At 62.8% G+C, this 19,206-nt stretch carries 14 protein-coding genes and 2 pseudogenes; 6 read left to right on the plus strand and 10 right to left on the minus strand.

Annotated features, from left to right (window positions below):
- Window positions 1–384: 384 nt before the first annotated feature.
- From tcyN to M1B35_RS20445, 4 genes are all read right to left on the minus strand, one after another.
- Complete coding sequence (gene tcyN, locus M1B35_RS20430) at window positions 385–1,146, minus strand: L-cystine ABC transporter ATP-binding protein TcyN (protein ID WP_268262887.1); 762 nt, start codon at window positions 1,144–1,146, stop codon at window positions 385–387.
- A gap of 4 nt (window positions 1,147–1,150) precedes the next feature.
- Complete coding sequence (tcyL, locus tag M1B35_RS20435; RefSeq protein ID WP_425273431.1) at window positions 1,151–1,867, minus strand: cystine ABC transporter permease; 717 nt, start codon at window positions 1,865–1,867, stop codon at window positions 1,151–1,153.
- Window positions 1,867–2,664, minus strand: coding sequence for a cystine ABC transporter substrate-binding protein (tcyJ, locus tag M1B35_RS20440; RefSeq protein WP_123329018.1), 798 nt, complete (start codon window positions 2,662–2,664; stop codon window positions 1,867–1,869). The genes tcyL and tcyJ overlap by 1 nt, the downstream gene beginning before the upstream one ends.
- Before the next feature lie 285 nt (window positions 2,665–2,949).
- Window positions 2,950–3,945: a D-cysteine desulfhydrase gene (locus tag M1B35_RS20445; RefSeq protein WP_268262888.1), complete on the minus strand. Its 996-nt coding sequence runs from the start codon at window positions 3,943–3,945 to the stop codon at window positions 2,950–2,952.
- Window positions 3,946–4,136: 191 nt separating this feature from the next.
- Between M1B35_RS20445 and epsC the strand changes: the two genes are divergently transcribed.
- Window positions 4,137–5,063 carry a serine O-acetyltransferase EpsC gene (gene epsC, locus M1B35_RS20450; protein ID WP_123329022.1) on the plus strand — a complete coding sequence of 309 codons (927 nt, stop codon included), beginning with the start codon at window positions 4,137–4,139 and terminating at the stop codon, window positions 5,061–5,063.
- Window positions 5,064–5,447: 384 nt separating this feature from the next.
- The gene (betT, locus tag M1B35_RS20455) at window positions 5,448–7,412 is read left to right on the plus strand and encodes a choline transporter BetT (protein WP_185039134.1); all 1,965 of its coding nucleotides are present in this window, start codon (window positions 5,448–5,450) and stop codon (window positions 7,410–7,412) included.
- A gap of 136 nt (window positions 7,413–7,548) precedes the next feature.
- On the opposite strand, the gene M1B35_RS20460 is transcribed toward betT, so the two are convergent.
- Window positions 7,549–8,289 (minus strand): SDR family oxidoreductase, encoded by a 741-nt coding sequence (locus M1B35_RS20460; protein WP_268262889.1) that lies wholly within the window; start codon window positions 8,287–8,289, stop codon window positions 7,549–7,551.
- A 134-nt stretch (window positions 8,290–8,423) separates the two neighbouring features.
- Between M1B35_RS20460 and M1B35_RS20465 the strand changes: the two genes are divergently transcribed.
- Window positions 8,424–9,314, plus strand: a complete 891-nt coding sequence (locus M1B35_RS20465) for a LysR family transcriptional regulator (RefSeq protein ID WP_268262890.1) — start codon at window positions 8,424–8,426, stop codon at window positions 9,312–9,314.
- 56 nt (window positions 9,315–9,370) lie between these two features.
- Here M1B35_RS20465 and M1B35_RS20470 read toward each other — a convergent pair whose 3' ends face one another.
- Window positions 9,371–10,417, minus strand: coding sequence for a LacI family DNA-binding transcriptional regulator (locus M1B35_RS20470; protein ID WP_268262891.1), 1,047 nt, complete (start codon window positions 10,415–10,417; stop codon window positions 9,371–9,373).
- A 208-nt stretch (window positions 10,418–10,625) separates the two neighbouring features.
- Here M1B35_RS20470 and M1B35_RS20475 point away from each other — a divergent pair.
- The 3 genes and pseudogenes from M1B35_RS20475 to mgrA all read left to right on the plus strand — a co-directional run bounded on the left by M1B35_RS20475 (window position 10,626) and on the right by mgrA (window position 15,335).
- Window positions 10,626–12,883: pseudogene (locus M1B35_RS20475) on the plus strand (TonB-dependent receptor).
- Between the two features lie 46 nt (window positions 12,884–12,929).
- Window positions 12,930–14,255, plus strand: a complete 1,326-nt coding sequence (locus M1B35_RS20480) for an LLM class flavin-dependent oxidoreductase (RefSeq protein ID WP_268262892.1) — start codon at window positions 12,930–12,932, stop codon at window positions 14,253–14,255.
- 42 nt (window positions 14,256–14,297) lie between these two features.
- The gene (gene mgrA, locus M1B35_RS20485) at window positions 14,298–15,335 is read left to right on the plus strand and encodes an L-glyceraldehyde 3-phosphate reductase (protein ID WP_268262893.1); all 1,038 of its coding nucleotides are present in this window, start codon (window positions 14,298–14,300) and stop codon (window positions 15,333–15,335) included.
- Between the two features lie 161 nt (window positions 15,336–15,496).
- On the opposite strand, the gene tauD is transcribed toward mgrA, so the two are convergent.
- The 4 genes and pseudogenes from tauD to tauA all read right to left on the minus strand — a co-directional run bounded on the left by tauD (window position 15,497) and on the right by tauA (window position 19,109).
- The gene (tauD, locus tag M1B35_RS20490) at window positions 15,497–16,330 is read right to left on the minus strand and encodes a taurine dioxygenase (protein ID WP_268262894.1); all 834 of its coding nucleotides are present in this window, start codon (window positions 16,328–16,330) and stop codon (window positions 15,497–15,499) included.
- Window positions 16,331–16,474: 144 nt separating this feature from the next.
- Window positions 16,475–17,314 (minus strand): taurine ABC transporter permease TauC, encoded by an 840-nt coding sequence (tauC, locus tag M1B35_RS20495; RefSeq protein WP_268262895.1) that lies wholly within the window; start codon window positions 17,312–17,314, stop codon window positions 16,475–16,477.
- Window positions 17,311–18,105, minus strand: coding sequence for a taurine ABC transporter ATP-binding subunit (tauB, locus tag M1B35_RS20500; protein WP_123329038.1), 795 nt, complete (start codon window positions 18,103–18,105; stop codon window positions 17,311–17,313). The genes tauC and tauB overlap by 4 nt, the downstream gene beginning before the upstream one ends.
- Window positions 18,106–18,132: 27 nt before the next feature.
- A pseudogene (gene tauA, locus M1B35_RS20505) lies at window positions 18,133–19,109 on the minus strand (taurine ABC transporter substrate-binding protein).
- Between the last annotated feature and the right edge of the window lie 97 nt (window positions 19,110–19,206).

The following is a 19,206-nucleotide window of genomic DNA, read 5'->3' on the forward strand; positions in this document are numbered from 1 at the left end:
CGCCACTCCTTGGCTACACGCAATGCCCTGGCGATCTGCACTGGGGTGATTGTGTTCCGGACCATACCTACCTCATCTCTTTTGGATAGGCCGCGAGAGTGCGGCGAAATCAGAATCAAGAATGTCCGGTGGTCCGGTTCATATACCCTAAACGTGTATAAAAATTAAATAAACTAACTTTTAGGAATATGAATAGAAGGGTTGAATCGGAGCCTGAAGCGCTTCTGTCTTGGCCGAGCGGGTCAGGGCTGGACGCAGAGCGTCGTGGGATGCGTTCCCACGCAGAGCGTGGGAACGAGGGTGTGTGGGGGATATGCGGTTCTGGTTCCCGCGCTCTGCGTGGCAACCCCGTCAGGGACGCTCTGCGTCCCGCTGTTCAGGGGATCAGGCCGGGGTGTGGCTGGCACTGATGAATTTGCTGAGGAACTGCCGGGTGCGCTCTTCCTTGGGGTTGGCGAACAGGGCCTTGGCTTCGCCTTGTTCGACGATCACGCCCTTGTCGAAGAAGATCACTCGGTTGGCCACGTCGCGGGCAAAGCCCATCTCGTGGGTGACGATGATCATGGTGCGCTTTTCCTCGGCCAGGCCGCGGATGGTCGCCAGTACTTCACCCACCAGTTCCGGGTCGAGAGCCGAGGTCGGTTCGTCGAAGAGGATCACTTCCGGTTCCATGGCCAGGGCCCGAGCGATCGCCACCCGTTGTTGCTGACCTCCTGACAGGCGCCGTGGGTAGGCGTCTTCCTTGCCGGCCAGGCCGACCTTGGCCAGCAAGCTGCGGCCCAGGGCTTGCGCCAGGTGGCGCGGGGTCTTCTTCACCACCAGCGGGCCTTCAATGACGTTCTCCAACGCGGTGCGATGGGGGAACAGATTGAAGTTCTGGAAGACGAAGCCCACCTGGCGCCGCAATTGGCGGATCAGGCCCTGCTGCTGGCTCAAGGGGCGACTGCCATCGATGGCGATGTCGCCGACCTTGATCCGCCCGCTGCTGGGTTCTTCGAGAAAATTCAGGCAACGCAGGAAGGTGGTCTTGCCCGATCCGCTGGGGCCGATGATGGCCACCACTTCCCCGGCTTCGACCTTGAGGTCGATGCCGTTGAGCACCGTCTGACCCTTGAACTGCTTCGTCAGTTTTTCAACCTCAATCATGCTTTCAAGACTCCTGGTCGTGCCGATTGACCCGTTCTTCCAGCCGGTTCTGCAGGTGCGCCAGCAGGCTGGCCAGAATCCAGTAAATCAGGGCGGCGGCCAGATACATGGTGAACACTTCAAAGGTGCGGGCGGTGATCAATTGGGCCTGGCGGAACAGCTCCGGGACCTGGATCGTAGCGGCCAGGGCGGTGTCCTTGACCAGGGAAATAAAACTGTTGCCCAGCGGTGGCAGGGCGGTGCGCATGGCTTGTGGCAGGATCGCCCGGCGCAGGGTCTGGGCCCGGGTCATGCCGATGCTGGCCGCGGCTTCCCATTGGCCGCGTTCGATGGAGCTGATGGCGGCCCGCAGGATCTCGCACGCGTAGGCGGCCATGTTCAGCGAGAAGCCGATCAGCGCCGAGGGCAGGGGATCGATTTCAATCCCCAGTTGCGGCAGGCCGTAATAGATCACGAACAGCTGCACCAGCAGCGGCGTGCCGCGAAAGAACGACACGTAGACCCGGGCGATCCAGCTCAACAGCTTGAAGCGCGACAAGCGCATCAGGGCCAGGCCAAAGCCCAGCAACAGGCCGAAGAACATGCCGCCCAGGCTGAGGACTACCGTGTAGTACGCGCCCTTGAGAAGGAAGGGCGCGGATTCCACCAGCAACTGGACGGTCTCGGCCAGTTGCTGGCTCAACTGCGGAAAGTGCAGTCCGAACTGAACACTTGCCTCCATTATTGAGTGACGTCAGCGGCGAAGTATTTTTCCGAAAGCTTCTTCAAGGTGCCGTCAGCGCGCAGTTCGTCGATGGCCTTGTTCACCGCAGCCAGCAGTTCCGGCTCGCCTTTGCGCAGGGCTATACCGGCTTCCTGGCGGGAGAACGGTTCGCCGGAAACCACCAGGGTGTCCTTGGTTTTCTTGATCAGTTCCAGGGCCGCCAGACGGTCCACCAGAATCGCCTCGATACGGCCGACGCGCAGGTCCTGATACTTGGTCGGATCATCGTCGTAGGTCTTGATCACCGCTGTTGGCACGTTCTCTTTGAGCCATTGTTCGTAGTTGGTGCCCAGGCCGACACCGACCTTGTGGCCACCCAGGTCGGCCGCGGTCTTGAACTTGCCTTCGTCCTTTTTCTGGGTCAGGGCCTGGATGCCGGAAACGGTGTAAGGCGTGGAGAAGTCGTACTTCTTCTTGCGCTCTTCAGAGATGGTCACCTGGTTGACGACGGCGTCCAGACGCTTGGATTCGAGGGCTGCGAGAATGCCGTCCCATTTGGTCGGCTGCAGTTTGACCTTGACCCCGAGCTTCTGTGCTAGGGCTTCGGAGAACTCCACTTCGAAGCCGGCCAGCTTGCCGTTTTCATCGACATAGCTGAAGGGCGGGTAGGTGCCTTCCAGGCCGATGTTGATCACGCCAGCGGTTTTGATTTTTTGCAGCTGCTCACCGGCAACCGCCTGCCCCAGCATCCCGGCACCCAGTGCCAATCCCAGTGTGCCGATAAGCAGATTGCGACGTAGAACGGAAAAATTCATGACAAGCCCCTGTGGGTTTTTTATGGGAGTTGCGGGTGGGAGATGCAGGTCAATCGGTGAGCGGGAGCGAACGCAATATCCTGCCCTAAATCGGCGCTGTGCGTCTCGCGACAAATGAGCCTGCGGCGCGACTATAAAGCGCCACGCATAGGTTTAAAAATAATATAAATTCACTTTGTTATTCCTTTTTTATCAATTATTCCCCTGCAATGGCACGTTCTGTAGGGGCTGACTCGCCAGCGATAACGCCCCAAGCCCCCCTACAAGACCCAGGCTCCCCACCGCTTAGGCAAAAGCCTCCGGATAAGCAAACAGCGCCGGTGCGCCACCGGTGTGCAGGAAGATGATCGGGCCGTCGTCGAAACGCTGGCGACCGATGCCGTCGAGCAAGCCGGCCATGGCTTTGCCAGTGTAGACCGGGTCCAGCAGCAGCCCTTCCTGGCTGGCCACCAGCTTGATCGCTGCGAGGGTGCCGGCATTCGGCTCGCCGTAGCGCGGGGCGAAGTATTCGTCCCACAGTTCGATCTTGAAATGCTCCGGCAACCGCATGCCCAGCAGCTCGGCGGTGCGCTCGGCCAAGCCTTCGACCTTGGGCCGCTGGGCTTCGTCGCTGCGTGACACGGTGACGCCGATCACTGGCAGCTCGGGCAGGGCTTCACTCAGGGCCAGGGCCAGGCCGCTGTGGGTGCCGGCGCTGCCTGACGCCAGGACCACGGCGGCGAAGGTCAGGCCGCTGTCTTCGATTTGCTGGGCCAGCTCCAGGCCGGCGCGTACATAACCCAGGGCGCCGAGGGCGTTGGAGCCGCCAATGGGCACCAGGTAGGGCTTTTTGCCGTTGCTGCGCAGGCGCGCGGCGAGGGCCTGCAATTGCTCGTCGGCGTTGTCCAGGTTGTCCACCAGTTCGACCTTGGCGTCGAACAGGTCGAGCAACAGGCGGTTGCCGTTGCCCAGGTAATTGGCGTCGTCGGTGCCGATGGGGTTTTCCAGCAGGGCCACGCAACCCAAGCCGAGCTTGGCGGCCAGGGCGGCCGTCTGGCGCACGTGGTTGGACTGGAGGGCACCGGCGGTGATCAGGGTGTCGGCGCCCTGGGCCAGGGCATCGGCGGCCAGGTATTCGAGTTTGCGCAGCTTGTTGCCGCCCATGGCCAGTGGGGTGGTGTCGTCGCGCTTGACGTAGACATCGCGGCCCAGCCAGGCCGACAGGCGTTCGAGTTTTTCCAGGGCGGTGGCGTGACCGAGAAGGTCCAGGCGATTAAAACGGTCGAGCTGTTGTTTGATCATGGGGCCGCACGGGTTAGTAGAAGTGGATGGACTATAGGCAGCGATATTTGCCCGGGCAACCGTTGTTGCCTTATGCCGAAAAGTGCTTAAGCCAGCACAATTAGTTCTTAATTCGGCCTCCGGCGCATACCGTAAAGTGAGGGCCGTTTCCGCGGCCCGATCGTCCGGCCGCTTGAGTAAGGAGTCTTATCGTGAGCGAGCGTTCCAGCCATTGGCAATTGCAGACCATCGTTGGCCAACTGCGTGATGCCCGTGACCAGTGGCGTACCCGCAACGGCCGGGTCAGCGGTGAGCAGGGCGGCCGGGAGTTGCCGTCGCGGGCGGCGATGGCCGAGATCCTCGAAGCCCTGTGCGGGGCGCTGTTTCCCATGCGCCTGGGGCCGGTGGACTTGCGTGAGGAAAGCGAAGACTTCTATGTCGGCCATACCCTGGATGTGGCCCTCAACGCCTTGCTTGCCCAGACCCGCCTGGAGTTGCGTTACGCGGCCCGGCAGAGTGGCCAGTCCGATGCCGAGGTGGATGCCACGGCCATTCGCCTGATCCAGGATTTCGCCCTGGCCCTGCCTGGTTTACGGGTGTTGTTGGACACCGACGTGCTGGCGGCCTACCACGGCGACCCGGCGGCGCGCAGCGTGGATGAGGTGCTGCTCTGCTACCCGGGGATCCTTGCGGTGATTCACCACCGCCTGGCCCACCACCTGTATCGCGCCGGCCTGCCGTTGCTGGCACGGATCAGTTCGGAAATCGCTCACTCGGCCACGGGCATCGACATTCACCCGGGCGCGCAGATCGGCCGCAGCTTCTTTATCGATCACGGCACGGGCGTGGTCATTGGCGAGACCGCGATCATCGGTGAGCGCGTGCGCATCTACCAGGCCGTGACCCTGGGCGCCAAGCGCTTCCCGGCGGATGAGGACGGGCAATTGCAGAAGGGCCACCCTCGGCATCCGATCGTCGAGGACGACGTGGTGATCTACGCCGGCGCGACCATTCTCGGGCGCATCACCATCGGCCAGGGCTCGACCATTGGCGGCAACGTCTGGCTGACCCGCAGCGTACCGGCCGGCTGCAACCTGACCCAGGCCAACCTGCAGCACGACGACGGCACACAAAAATAACCGGCCTGTAGGCGCTGGCTGGCCAGCGATGGCGGTCGCAAGGGCTGTGCAAGACTTGAGGCCCAATCGCCGGCAAGCCGGCTCCTACGGGGGGTGGTGTTTGTGGGGCGCCCAGGGGCGTTTTTTGGCTGAACGATTTTCGCAGGGCTACGTCATACCCTTCCTTGAGCTAGCGTACGCACAGTACCGCTGAGCCCTGCGATTAGTCCTGAACCCCCATCCATGTTTAAATTGAACGCTTGTTCAAGTTAAACCGGTGGTTCGCCGCCCGCTCACAACAGGAGGCTTGCCTTTGCTGAGTCCGTGTCTTTCAGCCATGTTTTACCCCCTCGAGGTGCACCGTTCATGAGTGCATCGTCTACCCCCGCTAGCGGCCTGGTCCGCATGAACCCTCCGGTGTTCTACTTCGCCGCGAGCTTTATCCTGATCTTCGGCCTGGTGGTTATTTCCATGCCGGAACAAGCCGGTGCTTGGTTGCTGGCAGCGCAAAACTGGGCGGCCAATACGGTCGGCTGGTACTACATGTTGGCGATGACCCTGTACCTGGTCTTCGTGGTGGTCACCGCCTTGTCCGGCTACGGCAAGATCAAGCTCGGTGCCGACCACGACGAACCCGAGTTCAGCTACCTGTCCTGGGCCGGCATGCTGTTTGCCGCCGGGATCAGCATCACCCTGTTCTTCTTCTGTGTCTCCGAACCCCTGACCCACATGTTGCAGCCGCCACAAGGCGAGGCGGGCACGGCGGAGTCGGCGCGCCAGGCCATGCAGCTGCTGTTCCTGCACTGGGGTCTGCACGGTTGGGGCGTATTCGCCTTCGTCGGCATGGCCCTGGCCTATTTCGCCTACCGGCATAACCTGCCCCTGGCCTTGCGCTCGGCGCTCTACCCACTGATCGGCAAGCGCATCAACGGCCCCATCGGCTATGCGGTGGACGGCTTCGGCATCATCGCCACGGTGTTCGGCCTGGGCGCCGACATGGGCTTTGGCGTGCTGCACTTGAACTCCGGGCTGGACTACCTGTTCGGCATCGCCCACACCCAATGGATTCAGGTGGGCCTGATCACCTTGATGATGGGCGCGGCGATCCTGGTGGCGGTGTCCGGGGTCGACAAGGGCGTGCGGGTCATGTCCGACATCAACATGCTGCTGGCGGTGGCGCTGCTGCTGTTCGTGTTGTTCGCTGGGCCCACCCAGCACCTGCTCAACACCCTGATCCAGAACCTTGGGGACTATCTGGGGGCGCTGCCGGTCAAGAGTTTCGACGTCTACGCCTATGACAAACCCAGTGACTGGCTGGGCGGCTGGACGGTGTTCTATTGGGCCTGGTGGATCGCGTGGTCGCCCTTTGTCGGGCTGTTTATCGCGCGTATTTCCCGTGGCCGGACCATCCGTGAGTTCGTCTTCGGCGTGCTGCTGATTCCCCTGGGTTTCACCTTGGCCTGGATGTCGATTTTCGGTAACAGCGCCATCGACCAGGTGCTCAACCACGGCATGAGCGCGCTGGGCATGAGCGCCCTCAACGACCCCTCGATGACCCTGTACCTGCTGCTGGAAACCTACCCGTGGGGCAAGACGGTGATCGCGGTCACGGTGTTCATCAGCTTTGTGTTCTTCGTCACCTCGGCGGATTCCGGCACCGTGGTGCTTTCGACCCTGTCGGCCCGTGGCGGCAATGCCGATGAAGATGGGCCGAAATGGCTGCGGGTGTTCTGGGGCGCGATGACTGCGCTGGTCACCAGTGCCTTGCTGTTTGCTGGCAGCATCGACTCGCTGAAGTCCGCGGTGGTGCTGACCTCGCTGCCGTTCTCGATGATCTTGCTGCTGATGATGTGGGGGCTGCACAAGGCCTTCTACCTGGAATCGCAGAAGCGCATTGCCCAGCTGCATTCCCTGGCGCCAGTGTCGGCGTCGTCACGGCGAGGCAAGGGCGGCTGGCGTCAGCGCTTGAGCCAGGCGGTGCATTTCCCGTCCCGGGATGAGGTGTATCGCTTCCTCGACCAGACGGTGCGCCCGGCCATTGAGGAAGTGACGGCTGTGTTCGTCGAGAAGGGCTTGAACGTGGTCACTCAGCCGGACCCGGCCAACGACAACGTCAGCCTGGAGATCGGCCACGGTGACCAGCATCCGTTCATCTACCAGGTGCAGATGCGCGGCTACTTCACCCCGTCCTTCGCCCGTGGCGGCATGGGCCCGAAAGAGCTGCGCAACCGCCGCTATTACCGGGCCGAGGTGCACCTGGCCGAGGGCAGTCAGGATTACGACCTGATGGGCTACACCAAGGAGCAGATCATCAACGACATCCTCGACCAGTACGAACGCCACATGCAGTTTTTGCATCTGGTGCGTTAAGGCTCGAACAAGGACCTGCCCCACAAAACGATGTTCGCTGCAGGCGCTGGCTGCCAGCGATGGCGGCCGCCAAGTTGGGTGGCCTGATCGCCGGCAAGCCGGCTCCTGCAAGGGTGATTTTTATCGTGTGCGGGCGTTACACCAGCCCGCCATTGGCCCGCAGGATTTGCCCGTTGACCCAGCCTGCGGCCGGGCTTACCAGAAAGCCGATGATCTGTGCGATGTCTTCCGGCTGCCCCAGGCGTTCCAGGGGCGGCATCTTGGCAAAGCCCTGGACCTGCTCCTCACTTTTCCCCTGCATAAACAACTCGGTTGCCACCGGTCCCGGTGCCACGGCGTTGACCGTGATCTGGCGTCCGCGCAGTTCCTTGGCGAACACCTGGGTCAAGGATTCCACCGCCGCCTTGCTGGCGATGTACACCGCATAACCCGGCAGGTTGAGGCCGACGGTGCTGCTGGAAAAGTTGACGATGCGCCCGCCGTCATTCAGGCGAGTGGCGGCTTCGCGCAGGGTGTTGAAAGTACCGCGGGTGTTGATGGCGAAGGTCTGCTCGAACAGCTCGTCACTGTGTTGGGCCAGGGGCAGGACCTTGAGGATGCCGGCGTTGTTGATCAGCACATCGACCTTGCCCAGTTGGGCTTCGGTTTCATCGAACAGCCGGCGCACGTCGGCGGCGTTGGCCACGTCGGCCTTGATCGCTATGGCTTGGTGCCCTGCCTGGCGCAGTTCCACCACCAGCCTGGAGGCTTCGGTGGCGCTGCTGGCGTAGTTGATGACCACGGCGAAACCGTCGCTGGCCAGTTGCTTGGCAATCACTGCGCCGATGCCGCGGGACGCGCCGGTGACGATGGCGACTTTGCAGGTCTGTTGGGTCATGGAGGGTTTCCTTTTCGAGGGAGGTGCTGGGCTTAGGGTGGATGCAGATTCACCTGTTTACCCAAATCGATAAATGCCCCAGAGTTGCCCTCACTGTTCAAAAATCGCCAACAATCCAGCGCCAGGAGCCTTACGTGGATCAAGTCAAAGCGATGAAGATCTTTGTGCGGATCTACGAGCGCAGCAGCTTCACCCAGGCCGCCGACGACCTGAACCTGCCCCGGGCCACCCTGACCCACAGCCTCAACCAGTTTGAAGCCTGGCTCGGCACTCGCCTGCTGGAACGCAGTACCCGTCGGGTGCGGCCCACATTGGATGGCGAGGCCTATTACCTGCGGTGTGTGCAGTTGCTGGCAGAGCTGGAAGAGGCCGAGTTGGCGTTTCGCAGCGTGGCGCCCAAAGGCCGGCTGCGGGTGGATCTGCACGGCACCCTGGCCAAGTACTTCGTGATCCCCGCCTTGCCGACGTTCATGGCGCGTTATCCACAGATCGAGTTGTCCATCAGCGAGGCGGATCGTTTTGTCGACCTGATCGCCGAAGGCGTGGACTGCGTACTGCGGGCCGGGACGCTGGGGGATTCGTCGCTGATCGGGCGTCGGGTCGCCAACCTGCGCCAAGTCACGTGCGCCAGCCCGGATTACCTGCGGCGCTTTGGTGAACCCAAAAGCCTGGCCGAGCTCAGCGAGCACCGTGCGGTGAACTACGTTTCGCGGACCACGGCCGCGCTGTTCCCCTTCCAGTTCATGGTCAATGGCGAGTTGCAGGAAGTGCCCATCGACGGCGCGCTGACGGTCTTCGGCGCGGAGATCTACAAGGCCTCCGCCGTGGCCGGGCTGGGCATTATCCAATGCCCCCACTACGGCGTGGCGCAGCAGATTGCCCAGGGCCAGTTGCAGGAAATTCTCACCGATACCGCGCCGCCGCCCATGCCTGTCTCAGTGCTTTACCCCCACAACCGACAGATGTCGCCGCGAGTACGGGTGTTTGTCGACTGGCTGAGTGAAGTCTTCACCGAGGCCCGCTGAGGCGTTGCGAGAGCTGTCGGCCTGAAGCCTCCCCCCAAGCGCCTGTAAGCCAGCCTTCAAGCGCTCTCACGCTCGATCAGCTGGCACTGCAGCAGGTTCAAGCGCTGCACCTCGTCCTCCACCGGCAGCACCCCGAGGCTCTCCAGTACTCGGGTTGCTGCCAGCACGCCGATCTCCAGGGCCGGCGGCTTGATGGTGCTCAGGCTCGGCAACAGCATCTCGGCGAAGGGGTAGTCGCCAAAGCCCAGCACTGCGCAGTCTTCGGGGATGTTCAAGCCGGCTCTTTGCCCGGCCAGGGAGCCGCCGGCCGCCAGGTTATCGTTGGCGAAGATGATGGCGTCGGGGCGCGGTGTGGCGTTCATCAGGGCCTCCATCGCCTGTCTGCCGGCCTCGAACGGCGCCCGATCCGCATCCGGGGCGAATACCCAGGGCTCCAGCCCCAGTTCGCGGGCTGTTGCCGCGTAACCGTCTCGCCGCTCCAGGGCGCTGAAGTCGCCGGGGGCGCTGTTTTGCACAAAGGCGATGCGCCGATAACCCTTGCCGTGCAGGTAGCGGGCGGCGGTGACGCCCACCTCGTAATGGGAAAAACCGATCTGCACGGGCTCCCGGTGGGGTTGGTAATCCCAGGTTTCGATCACCGGGATGTCCGCCTCGGCGATCATCTTTTCCGTCGCTGGGCTATGGAAATGGCTGGTCAGCACCAGGGCCGCCGGCGACCAGCCGAGGAAGGCACGCACGGCGCTTTCTTCCTGCTGCACATCGAAATAGCTGGAGGCCAGCAACAGCTGATAGCCGTGGCGACTGAGGGTGTCACTGAAGCCTTGGATGGTGTTGGCGAAGATCGGCCCGGAGATGTTGGGGATCACCATGGCAACGATTTTGCCCCGGGCTGACGCCAACCCACCGGCCACCAGGTTCGGCACATAACCCAGTTGCGCCACCACCTCGGCGATGCGTTCCCGTCGCTCCGGGGAGACGCTGTCGGGCTGGTTGAAATAGCGCGACACGGTGATCGCCGAAACACCTGCTTGCTTGGCGACGGTGTTCAGGGTCACGCGTCCGGCGCCGCGGCGTTTGCGCCCGGGGATTTTTTCAGCAGTCAAAAGCCTGATCCTTTTAACGAACAAAAAGGCATATAAAAGTAATTTTTCAGTATTGGACGGTCTATGTACGGCTTGTCGATACTGGCGATGTTAGCGCTAACAAAGCGCGATGTCTGCTACTCGCTCGAGCGAATGCCCACGACAGATTTTCAAGGCGCGGCCGGCGTAGATCGGCGGCGGTTCAGGGCTTATTTCGAGCAGGTGCAGCATGCAGAAGATTTTTGGGGAACAGCAGAAACTGGCGCGTTCGATCCGCGCCGCCGGTGCTCGTCGGCAGCACCTGGGCTGGCTGTTGGCAGGGTTGGCCGCGTTGCTGGTCCCGGGGGCGTTTGCCGCCGACAGCAGCGCCACCGCGCAAGACCAGGAACCGACCCTGAAGTCAGTCACGGTCACCGCCACCCGCCGCGAAGAGTCGCTGCAGAAGGTGCCGGTAGCGGTCTCGGTGGTGGACGGCGAGCAACTGGAGCGGGACAACCGCAACGGCGTGGCGAGCATCGTGCAACAGGTGCCGTCGCTGAACTTTCGAACCGGTGCTTCCAACAAAGACACCTCGCTGTTCATTCGCGGCGTGGGCACCATTTCCACCTCGCCGGGCGTCGAGCCGACAGTGGCCACGGTGATCGACGGCGTGGTTTATGGCCGCCCGGGCCAGGCCACCCTGGACCTGTTGGACCTGGAGCGCATCGAGGTGCTGCGGGGCCCCAGGGCACCCTGTTCGGTAAGAACTCCTCGGCCGGTGTGCTGAATATCGTGACCAAGGCGCCCAGCGCCGAGACCCACGGCTACATCGACCAGTCCTATTACAGTGGCAATGAAAGTCGCACCCGCTTCGGCATTGGCGGCAGCCTGATTCCCGACACCCTCAAGGGCTCCGTGACCACGCTGTTCGGCAGCTATGACGGTAACGTCGACAACCAGCACAACGGCCAGGAGGTCAACGGCTACAACCGCAAAGGCGTGCGCGGCAAGCTGGAGTTCACCCCCAGCGACGACCTCACGTTCACCCTGGCAGCGGACTACATGCAGGCCCACGACGACGCGCCCAACGGCGTGGTCAGCAAGGCCCTGACCCCGGCCTTTGCCAATGCCTTGAACCCGGTGCGACCGAGCAGCGACAACCGGGATATCAACACCGATACCCGCTCCCATGTGGAGGACGTCAATAAGGGACTGTCGGGCCAACTGGATTGGAACCTGGGCGACTACACCCTGACGTCGATCACCGCCTGGCGTGGCTGGAACAACACCCAATACCAGGATGGCGACCGCCTCGGCACCATCACCGCGGCCTTCCCGAGCACAGCGGACAAAGGTGAGCTGGATTACAACCAGTACTCTCAGGAGCTGCGCCTGGCGTCGCCCAAGGGCGAGTTCCTGGAATACGTCGGTGGCCTGTTTTACATGCACGGCAAGGATGAGGAGACCTATCAGCGCACCCTCACCACGACCACCAGCACCAACCGGGGCATCGCCGACTACAGCACCACCAACGACAGCTACGCGGTGTTTGGTGAAAGCACCCTGAACTTCACCTCGGACTTTCGCGCTATCGCCGGCCTGCGCTGGACCCACGACGACCTGAAATACGACCACCGTCGGGTTTCCACCTCGGCCGTGCAGGTGGCCGGCATCCAGCCCGGTACCAGCAGCTCCGGTTCGGTGGATGAGGATGGCTGGTCCGGCCGCCTGGGCGTGCAGTACGACCTGAGCGACGCGGTCACCACTTACCTGACTTATTCCCGCGGCTATAAAGGCCCGGCCTACAACGTGTTCTTCAACATGCAGCCGCGGGACACCGACGCGCTGAAGCCGGAAACCTCCAGCACCTGGGAGGCCGGGATCAAGGCCACCAGCTGGAACAATCGCCTGACCACCAACCTGGCGGTGTTCCACAGCGATTACGACAACTACCAGGCCAACTTCTTCGACACCGTGGCCGGTCAGGTGGTGACCCGCCTGATCAATGCCGGCAGCGTCAGTACCGAAGGTGTCGAGCTGGATTACGCCCTGCAGGCCACCCAGCAACTCAAGCTTTCCGGTGCCTTGGCCTATACCCGTGCGCGCATCGACGAATTCGCCTGCCCGGCGGGCGCGGCGGCCACCTGCAACGTCAATGGCAAGCCGCTGCCGTTCAGCCCGGACTGGAAGAGTTACGTGCGTGCCGACTACAGCATTCCACTGGATAACGGCCTGGATATCGAGCTGGGCACCGATTACAGCTGGCAGAGCGAAGTGCAGTACGACATCAGCCAGAACCTCGACACCAAGCAGGGCGCCTATGGCATCTGGAACGCCAGCATCGCCCTGGCCGATTACAACCAGGGTTGGCGCGTAGCGCTGCTGGGCAAGAACCTCGCCGACAAGTCCTATTCGCCTTTGCTGGCCAGTGGTGGCAATTACATCTACCGCGCCGTGCCACGGGACGACGAACGTTATTTCGGTGTGCAGCTGCGTAAGGATTTTTGAGCCGTTGCGTGCAACAACCCTCAATGATTCGTAAAGGAAAGTGCTTATGACTCGCCCAAGACAGCTCAAGCTCGGCGCCTTTTTAATGGCCACTGGGCATCATGTTGCCGCCTGGCGCCACCCGTACGTACCGGCTGATGCTGGACTAGACTTTGAAGCGTACAAACAGCTGGCGTTGATCGCCGAGGCAGCGAAGTTCGATACCCTGTTCGTTGCCGACAGTATCGCTGCAGATAGCAGCGAGATCGCCAGTCGAATGGCCCGTTCTGATCACTTTGAACCCCTGACGCTGCTCGCTGCCCTCAGTGCGGTTACGGCCCATATTGGGCTGATTGCCACCGCCACTACGAGCTATAACGTACCGTACCATGTAGCACGTAAATTCGCGTCCCTGGACCATCTGTCCGGTGGCCGGGCCGGGTGGAACCTGGTGACTTCCGATAACGCTGCTGAAGCGCAGAATTTCGGCCGGGACCAGCACCTTGGCCACGCCGAGCGCTACAGCCGGGCCAAGGAGTTCCACGAGGTGGTCACTGGACTCTGGGACAGCTGGCAGGACGACGCCTTTGTCCGCGACAAAGCCAGCGGCCAGTACTACGACCCGGCCAAGCTGCATGTGCTGAATCACCAGGGCGAGCACTTTCGGGTCAAGGGGCCGTTGAATGTGGCTCGGCCACCCCAGGGGCACCCGGTGATCGTCCAGGCCGGCTCATCGGAAGCCGGGCGCGAGCTGGCGGCGCAAACCGCCGAGGTGGTGTTCACTGCCCAGGCGTCACTGGCCAGTGCCCAAGCCTTCTATGCCGACCTCAAAGGGCGCCTGGGCCGGTACGGACGCAGCGCCGATTCCTTGAAGATCATGCCCGGGGTGTTCGTGGTGGTAGGGCAGACCGAAAGCCAGGCCCGGGAAAAATTCGAGTCCTTCCAGCAACTGATCGAGCCTGAAGTGGGCGTGGCCTTGTTGGGGCGTATGCTGGGCAACTTCGACTTGTCGCAGTACCCGCTGGACGGGCCTTTGCCTGAGTTGCCACTGACTGAAAGCGGCCAGCAAAGCCGGCAGAAACTCCTGACCGAGCTGGCGGGCAAGGACAACCTGAGCCTGGCCGAACTAGGGCGCAAGATTGCCGGCGGGCGCGGGCATTACAGCCTGATCGGCACGCCGAGCCAGATCGCCGACGAGTTGCAGGCCTGGTTCGAGCAAGGCGCGGCCGACGGCTTCAACGTGCTGGTGCCCCATCTGCCTGGCGGCTTGGAGGATTTTGCCCAGGGCGTGGTTCCGGAACTGCAACGTCGCGGGTTGTTCAGAACAGAGTACGAAGGCAAGACGCTGCGCGAGAACCTCGGGTTGGCGCGGCCGAAACATCGCTTTGCCTGATTCGCTTCACCTATTTTTTGAGCGTAAACGAGAGAGGATTCGATGACTTACTTGGCTGCCGAAAACCGCTACGACTCCATTCCCTACCGCCGCGTCGGACGCAGCGGCCTGGTGCTGCCGGCATTGTCCCTGGGCCTGTGGCACAACTTCGGCGACAGCACGCCGATCGATACCCAGCGCTCGCTGTTGCGCACCGCGTTCGACCTGGGCATCAACCACTTCGACTTGGCCAACAACTACGGCCCGCCCTACGGCAGCGCCGAGATCAACTTCGGTCGCTTGCTGCGTGAAGACTTCAAGCACTACCGCGATGAGCTGATTATCTCCAGCAAGGCCGGCTGGGACATGTGGCCCGGCCCCTATGGCCAGGGCGGCGGTTCGCGCAAATACGTCTTGGCCAGCCTCGACCAGAGCCTGCAGCGCCTGGGCCTCGACTACGTGGATATCTTCTATTCCCACCGCTTCGACCCGGACACCCCGCTGGAAGAAACGGCCAGCGCCCTGGCTACCGCTGTGCAGCAAGGCAAGGCGCTGTACATCGGCATCTCTTCCTACTCCGGGGTGAAAACCCGCGAGATCGCCGCGTTGCTCAAGGATTGGAAGGTGCCGTTGTTGATTCACCAGCCGGCCTACAACCTGCTCAACCGCTGGGTGGAAAAAGACCTGCTGGACACCACCGAGGAGCTGGGTACCGGGGTGATCGCCTTCACGCCGTTGGCCCAGGGCCTGCTGACGGACAAATACCTCAATGGCATTCCGCAAGACGCGCGGGTCAACCGTCCGGGGGGCGGTTCGCTGCAGGCGGCGCATTTGTCCGAGGCCAATATTGCCCACGTCCGCGCCCTCAACGAGATTGCCAAGCGCCGTGGCCAGAGCCTGGCGCAACTGGCCCTGGCCTGGACCCTGCGGGACCCTCGTGTGACCTCGGCACTGATCGGCGCCAGCCGGCCGGAGCAAATCATCGAAAACGTCGGAGCCCTGAACAACCTCAGCTTCAGTGCCGAAGAGCTGACGGAAATCGATCGCTTTGCCCAGGAAGGCGGGATCAACTTGTGGGAAAAACCATCGACGGCGGAGTAAGGCGCTAGGGCGTCATCGCCGGCAAGCCGGCTCCTGCAGGGGCGGGGTTGCCGGCGAATGGTTCAAATCTCCAGCGGTTGCCAGGGATTGATCAGGCTGCCGCTGGGCTCCTCGAAGTCTTTGATATGACGCGTGGCCAGGGCGGCGTCGTGGGTTCGGCCTTAGAACGGCACGTCGCCGAGTACGGTTGCACGGTGCATGACCCGGCGTTGTGGGCGGTAGTCGTCGACGGCGTAGTGCTGGGTCACGCGGTTGTCCCAGAAGGCCACGTCGTTTTCCTGCCAGCGCCAGCGAATGGTGAACTCCGGGCGGGTGGCGTGGGCGAACAGCAGTTTGAGGATGGCCTCGCTTTCGCTGTCGGAGAGTTCGTTGATGCGGGTGGTGAAGCCATCGTTGACGAACAGCGACAAGCGCCCGCTCACCGGGTGGGTACGAATCACCGGGTGCGACAGCGGCGGGTTCTTGCGTCGGGTTTCTTCCCAGCGGGCCAGGTCTTCGGGGGTGCTGCCGAAGCGCTCTAGGGGGAAGGACTTGGTGAAGTCGTGGGTGGCGGTCAGGCCCTTGAGCAGGGCTTTCATAGGCTCCGACAGCGCTTCATAGGCGGCGATGCCGCTGGCCCACAAGGTGTCGCCGCCGAACTCCGGCAGTTGCTTGGCACTGAGCACCGCGCCTAGGGCCGGGGTCGGCAGGAAGGTCACGTCGGTGTGCCAGATGGCGTTGTCGCGCACGTCGGTTTCGGCGGTGTCGAGGATCAGCACTTCCGGCTGTTCCGGCACATTGGGGTAGATCGGGTGGATGTGCAGGTCACCGAAATTCGCCGCAAAGCGCGCCTGTTGCTGGGGCGTAATGGGCTGTTCGCGGAAGAACAGCACCTGGTGCTTGAGCAGCGCCTGCTCGATGGCATCGCGTTGCTCCGCATTCAACGGCTGGCTGATGTCGACGCCGCGGATCTGGGCACCCAGTGCAGAACTTAAAGGGGTAATGGTCAGGCTCATGGTCATTCTCGAATTCGTTGTGGGTAGGCGCGGCCGGGCGGCGTTCCGCTTGCTGGCGAAGGCGGCCGAGCGCTGGGTATGAGGCTTGCGGGCCTCTTCGCTGGCGAGCCAGCTCCTACACAGGGATACAGAGGGCTGTCTTGGTCAGTGGGATTGGCCGTGCCAGGGCACCAGCTTGCGCTGCAGGGCGCGCAAGCCCATCTCCATGGCAAAGGCGATCAGGGCGATCACCAGGATCCCCAGGACCACCACGTCGGTTACCAGGAACTGGGCCGCGGACTGCACCATGAAGCCCAGGCCGCTGGTGGCGGCAATCAGCTCGGCGGCCACCAGGGTCGACCAGCCCACGCCCAGGCCGATGCGCACGCCGGTGAGGATGTCCGGCAAGGCGCTGGGCAGGATCACGTGGCGGATCAGTTGCGCCTTGGTCGCGCCCAGGGACTGTGCGGCGCGCAGTTTGGCCGGGTCCACGGTGCGCACGCCGGTGGCGGTGGCAATGGCAATCGGGGCGAAAATCGCCAAGTAGATCAGCAGCACCTTGGACAGCTCGCCAATGCCGCACCAGATGACGATCAGCGGCAGGTAGGCCAGGGGCGGGATCGGCCGGTAAAACTCGATCAGCGGGTCGAGGATGCCCCGGGCGATGCGGTTGGCGCCGATGGCGATGCCCACCGGAATCGCCGTCAGCACGGCAAAGCCCAGGGCCAGGCCGATGCGTTGCAGGCTCGCCGCAAGGTGCTGCCAGAGGGTGGAATCCATGTAGCCGCTGGTCGCCAGCAGCCAGCCTTTTTGCAGGACAGCAGCAGGCGGCGGCAGGAACAGGGGCTCGATCCAGCCGCTGGCGGTCACTGCCCACCACAGGGCGAGCAAGGTGACCAGGGTCAGCAGGCTGATCCAGCGGGTGCTCAGGCTACGGCGCACAGGCGCTGCGGCTTTGGGTGTGGCGGGCTGGGTGCCGGTCGCCGGAATCTCGTAGCTGCTCATGCCTGCTCCTGGCGCTGGACGGCGCTGCGTTGGGAAAACACTCGAGCCAGCACGTGTTCGCGGGTTTCGATAAAGCGTGGGTCGGACTTGATGGCCCGGGCCGATTCGCCGGCGGCGTAGCGCTGGCCGAAATCCAGGCTCAGGCGCTCGACGATCTGCCCTGGATTGGGGGCCAGCAGAATCAGGTCGGTGGCGAGGAATACGGCTTCTTCAATATCGTGGGTAATCAGGAACACCGGCTTGTCGGTGCGACGCCAGACCTGCAGCAGCAGTTCCTGCATCTGTTCCCGGGTGAAGGCATCGAGGGCGCCGAAGGGTTCGTCCATCAGCAGCACCCGTGGGTCGGCGGCCAAGGCGCGGGCCAGGCCTACACGCTGTTTCTGGCCACCGGACAATTGCCAGATCCGGCGCTTGTCGAAGCCGTTCAGGTCCACCAGCGAGAGCATGTCCCGGGCGCGGGCTTCACGTTGTTCGCGGGCCACGCCGGCCAGTTCCAGGCCAAAGGCGACGTTACCCAGCACGTCCTGCCAGGGCAGCAGCGCATCGTCCTGGAACACCACGCCACGCTCGGCGCTGGGACCTTTGACCGGCACGCCGTCGAGGGTGATGCGCCCGGCGCTGGGTTCGACAAAACCGGCAATCAGGTTCAGCAGCGAGGTCTTGCCGCTGCCGGAAGGCCCAAGGGCCACCAGCAATTGCTGGGGCCCCAGGTCCAGGGAAATATCCGCCAGCACCGGCTCGGCGGCACCGGGGTACTGTGCGCTGATGCGCTCCAGTTGTAGCAACGCCATGACGGCTATCTCCTTTGTGGGTGGGCGTCAGTTGGTGATGAACTTGGCGCTGACGAAGGGGGCGTAGTCCGGCAGCACGGCTTCAACTTTGCCTTGCTCCTTGAGGAACACGGCGGTGTCGGTGATGGCCTTGGTGGTCGGCGCGCCGAGGGTGATGACTTGATCGGCCGCCAGCGGGTAGACGTTGCCTTGCAGCAGCAGGGGGATGTCACTGGCCTTGGCGCCGGAGAGTTTCACCAGCTTGTCGACGTTGCCCTGGTTGGCCAGCCAGGCTTGCGGGTCTTTGCGGTAGTCGGCGTAGGCGTCCAGGGTGACCTTGGCGAAGGCCTTGACGATGTCTGGGTGCTTCTCGGCGAAGTCTTTGCGCACAATCCAGGCGTCAAAGGTCGGCGCGCCGAACTTGGCCAGTTCGCCGGAAGTGATCAGCACTTTGCCGTTTTCCTTGGCTACGCCCAGGGCCGGGTCCCATACGTAAGTGGCGTCGATGTCACCGCGTTTCCAGGCCGCAATGATCGCCGGTGGTGCCAGGTTGAGGATCTGCACTTTCGACGGGTCGATGTTCCAGTGCTTGAGGGCGGCCAGCAGGCTGTAGTGACCGGTGGACACGAACGGCACAGCGACTTTCTTGCCAATCAGGTCTTGCGGGGTCTTGATCCCCGAACCCTCGCGGGCCACCAGGGCTTCGGCTGCACCGATCTGGGTGGCGATAAGGAAGGTTTCCACCGGCACCTTGCGGGTGATTGCCGCGGTCAGCGGGCTGGAACCCAAGTAACCGATCTGCACGTCGCCGGAAGCGATGGCGGCGATGATGTCGGCGCCATTGTCGAATTTGCGCCAATCGATCTTGGCCTGGGTGGCTTTTTCGTAGGCGCGTCGGCCTGGGCGACCTTGGCTGGATCGACGGTGGTCTGGTAGGCGACGGTGACGTCGGCCGCCTGGGCAAAGAAGCTCGCTGCAGCCAGGGACGCGGCCGCCAGGAGGCGAAGGGGGAAGTGCAGTTTCATCGGGTAGCTCCTCATGGGCGGCCGGAGATCGGCGTGAGAGGAGACTAAATGATCTAAGAATGCAGAAATAAATAACTTTTTTGCATTAGCTTATGAG

Source organism: Pseudomonas morbosilactucae (assembly GCF_023241665.1).
Classification (GTDB): Bacteria; Pseudomonadota; Gammaproteobacteria; order Pseudomonadales; family Pseudomonadaceae; genus Aquipseudomonas; species Aquipseudomonas morbosilactucae.

Coding starts and splice junctions, on each gene's coding strand:
- tcyN (WP_268262887.1), bottom strand. CDS start 1,146: ATGATTGAGGTTGAAAAACTGACGAAGCAGTTCAAGGGTCAGACGGTG.
- tcyL (WP_425273431.1), bottom strand. CDS start 1,867: ATGGAGGCAAGTGTTCAGTTCGGACTGCACTTTCCGCAGTTGAGCCAG.
- tcyJ (WP_123329018.1), bottom strand. CDS start 2,664: ATGAATTTTTCCGTTCTACGTCGCAATCTGCTTATCGGCACACTGGGA.
- M1B35_RS20445 (WP_268262888.1), bottom strand. CDS start 3,945: ATGATCAAACAACAGCTCGACCGTTTTAATCGCCTGGACCTTCTCGGT.
- betT (WP_185039134.1), top strand. CDS start 5,448: ATGAACCCTCCGGTGTTCTACTTCGCCGCGAGCTTTATCCTGATCTTC.
- M1B35_RS20460 (WP_268262889.1), bottom strand. CDS start 8,289: ATGACCCAACAGACCTGCAAAGTCGCCATCGTCACCGGCGCGTCCCGC.
- M1B35_RS20480 (WP_268262892.1), top strand. CDS start 12,930: ATGACTCGCCCAAGACAGCTCAAGCTCGGCGCCTTTTTAATGGCCACT.
- mgrA (WP_268262893.1), top strand. CDS start 14,298: ATGACTTACTTGGCTGCCGAAAACCGCTACGACTCCATTCCCTACCGC.
- tauD (WP_268262894.1), bottom strand. CDS start 16,330: ATGAGCCTGACCATTACCCCTTTAAGTTCTGCACTGGGTGCCCAGATC.
- tauC (WP_268262895.1), bottom strand. CDS start 17,314: ATGAGCAGCTACGAGATTCCGGCGACCGGCACCCAGCCCGCCACACCC.
- tauB (WP_123329038.1), bottom strand. CDS start 18,105: ATGGCGTTGCTACAACTGGAGCGCATCAGCGCACAGTACCCCGGTGCC.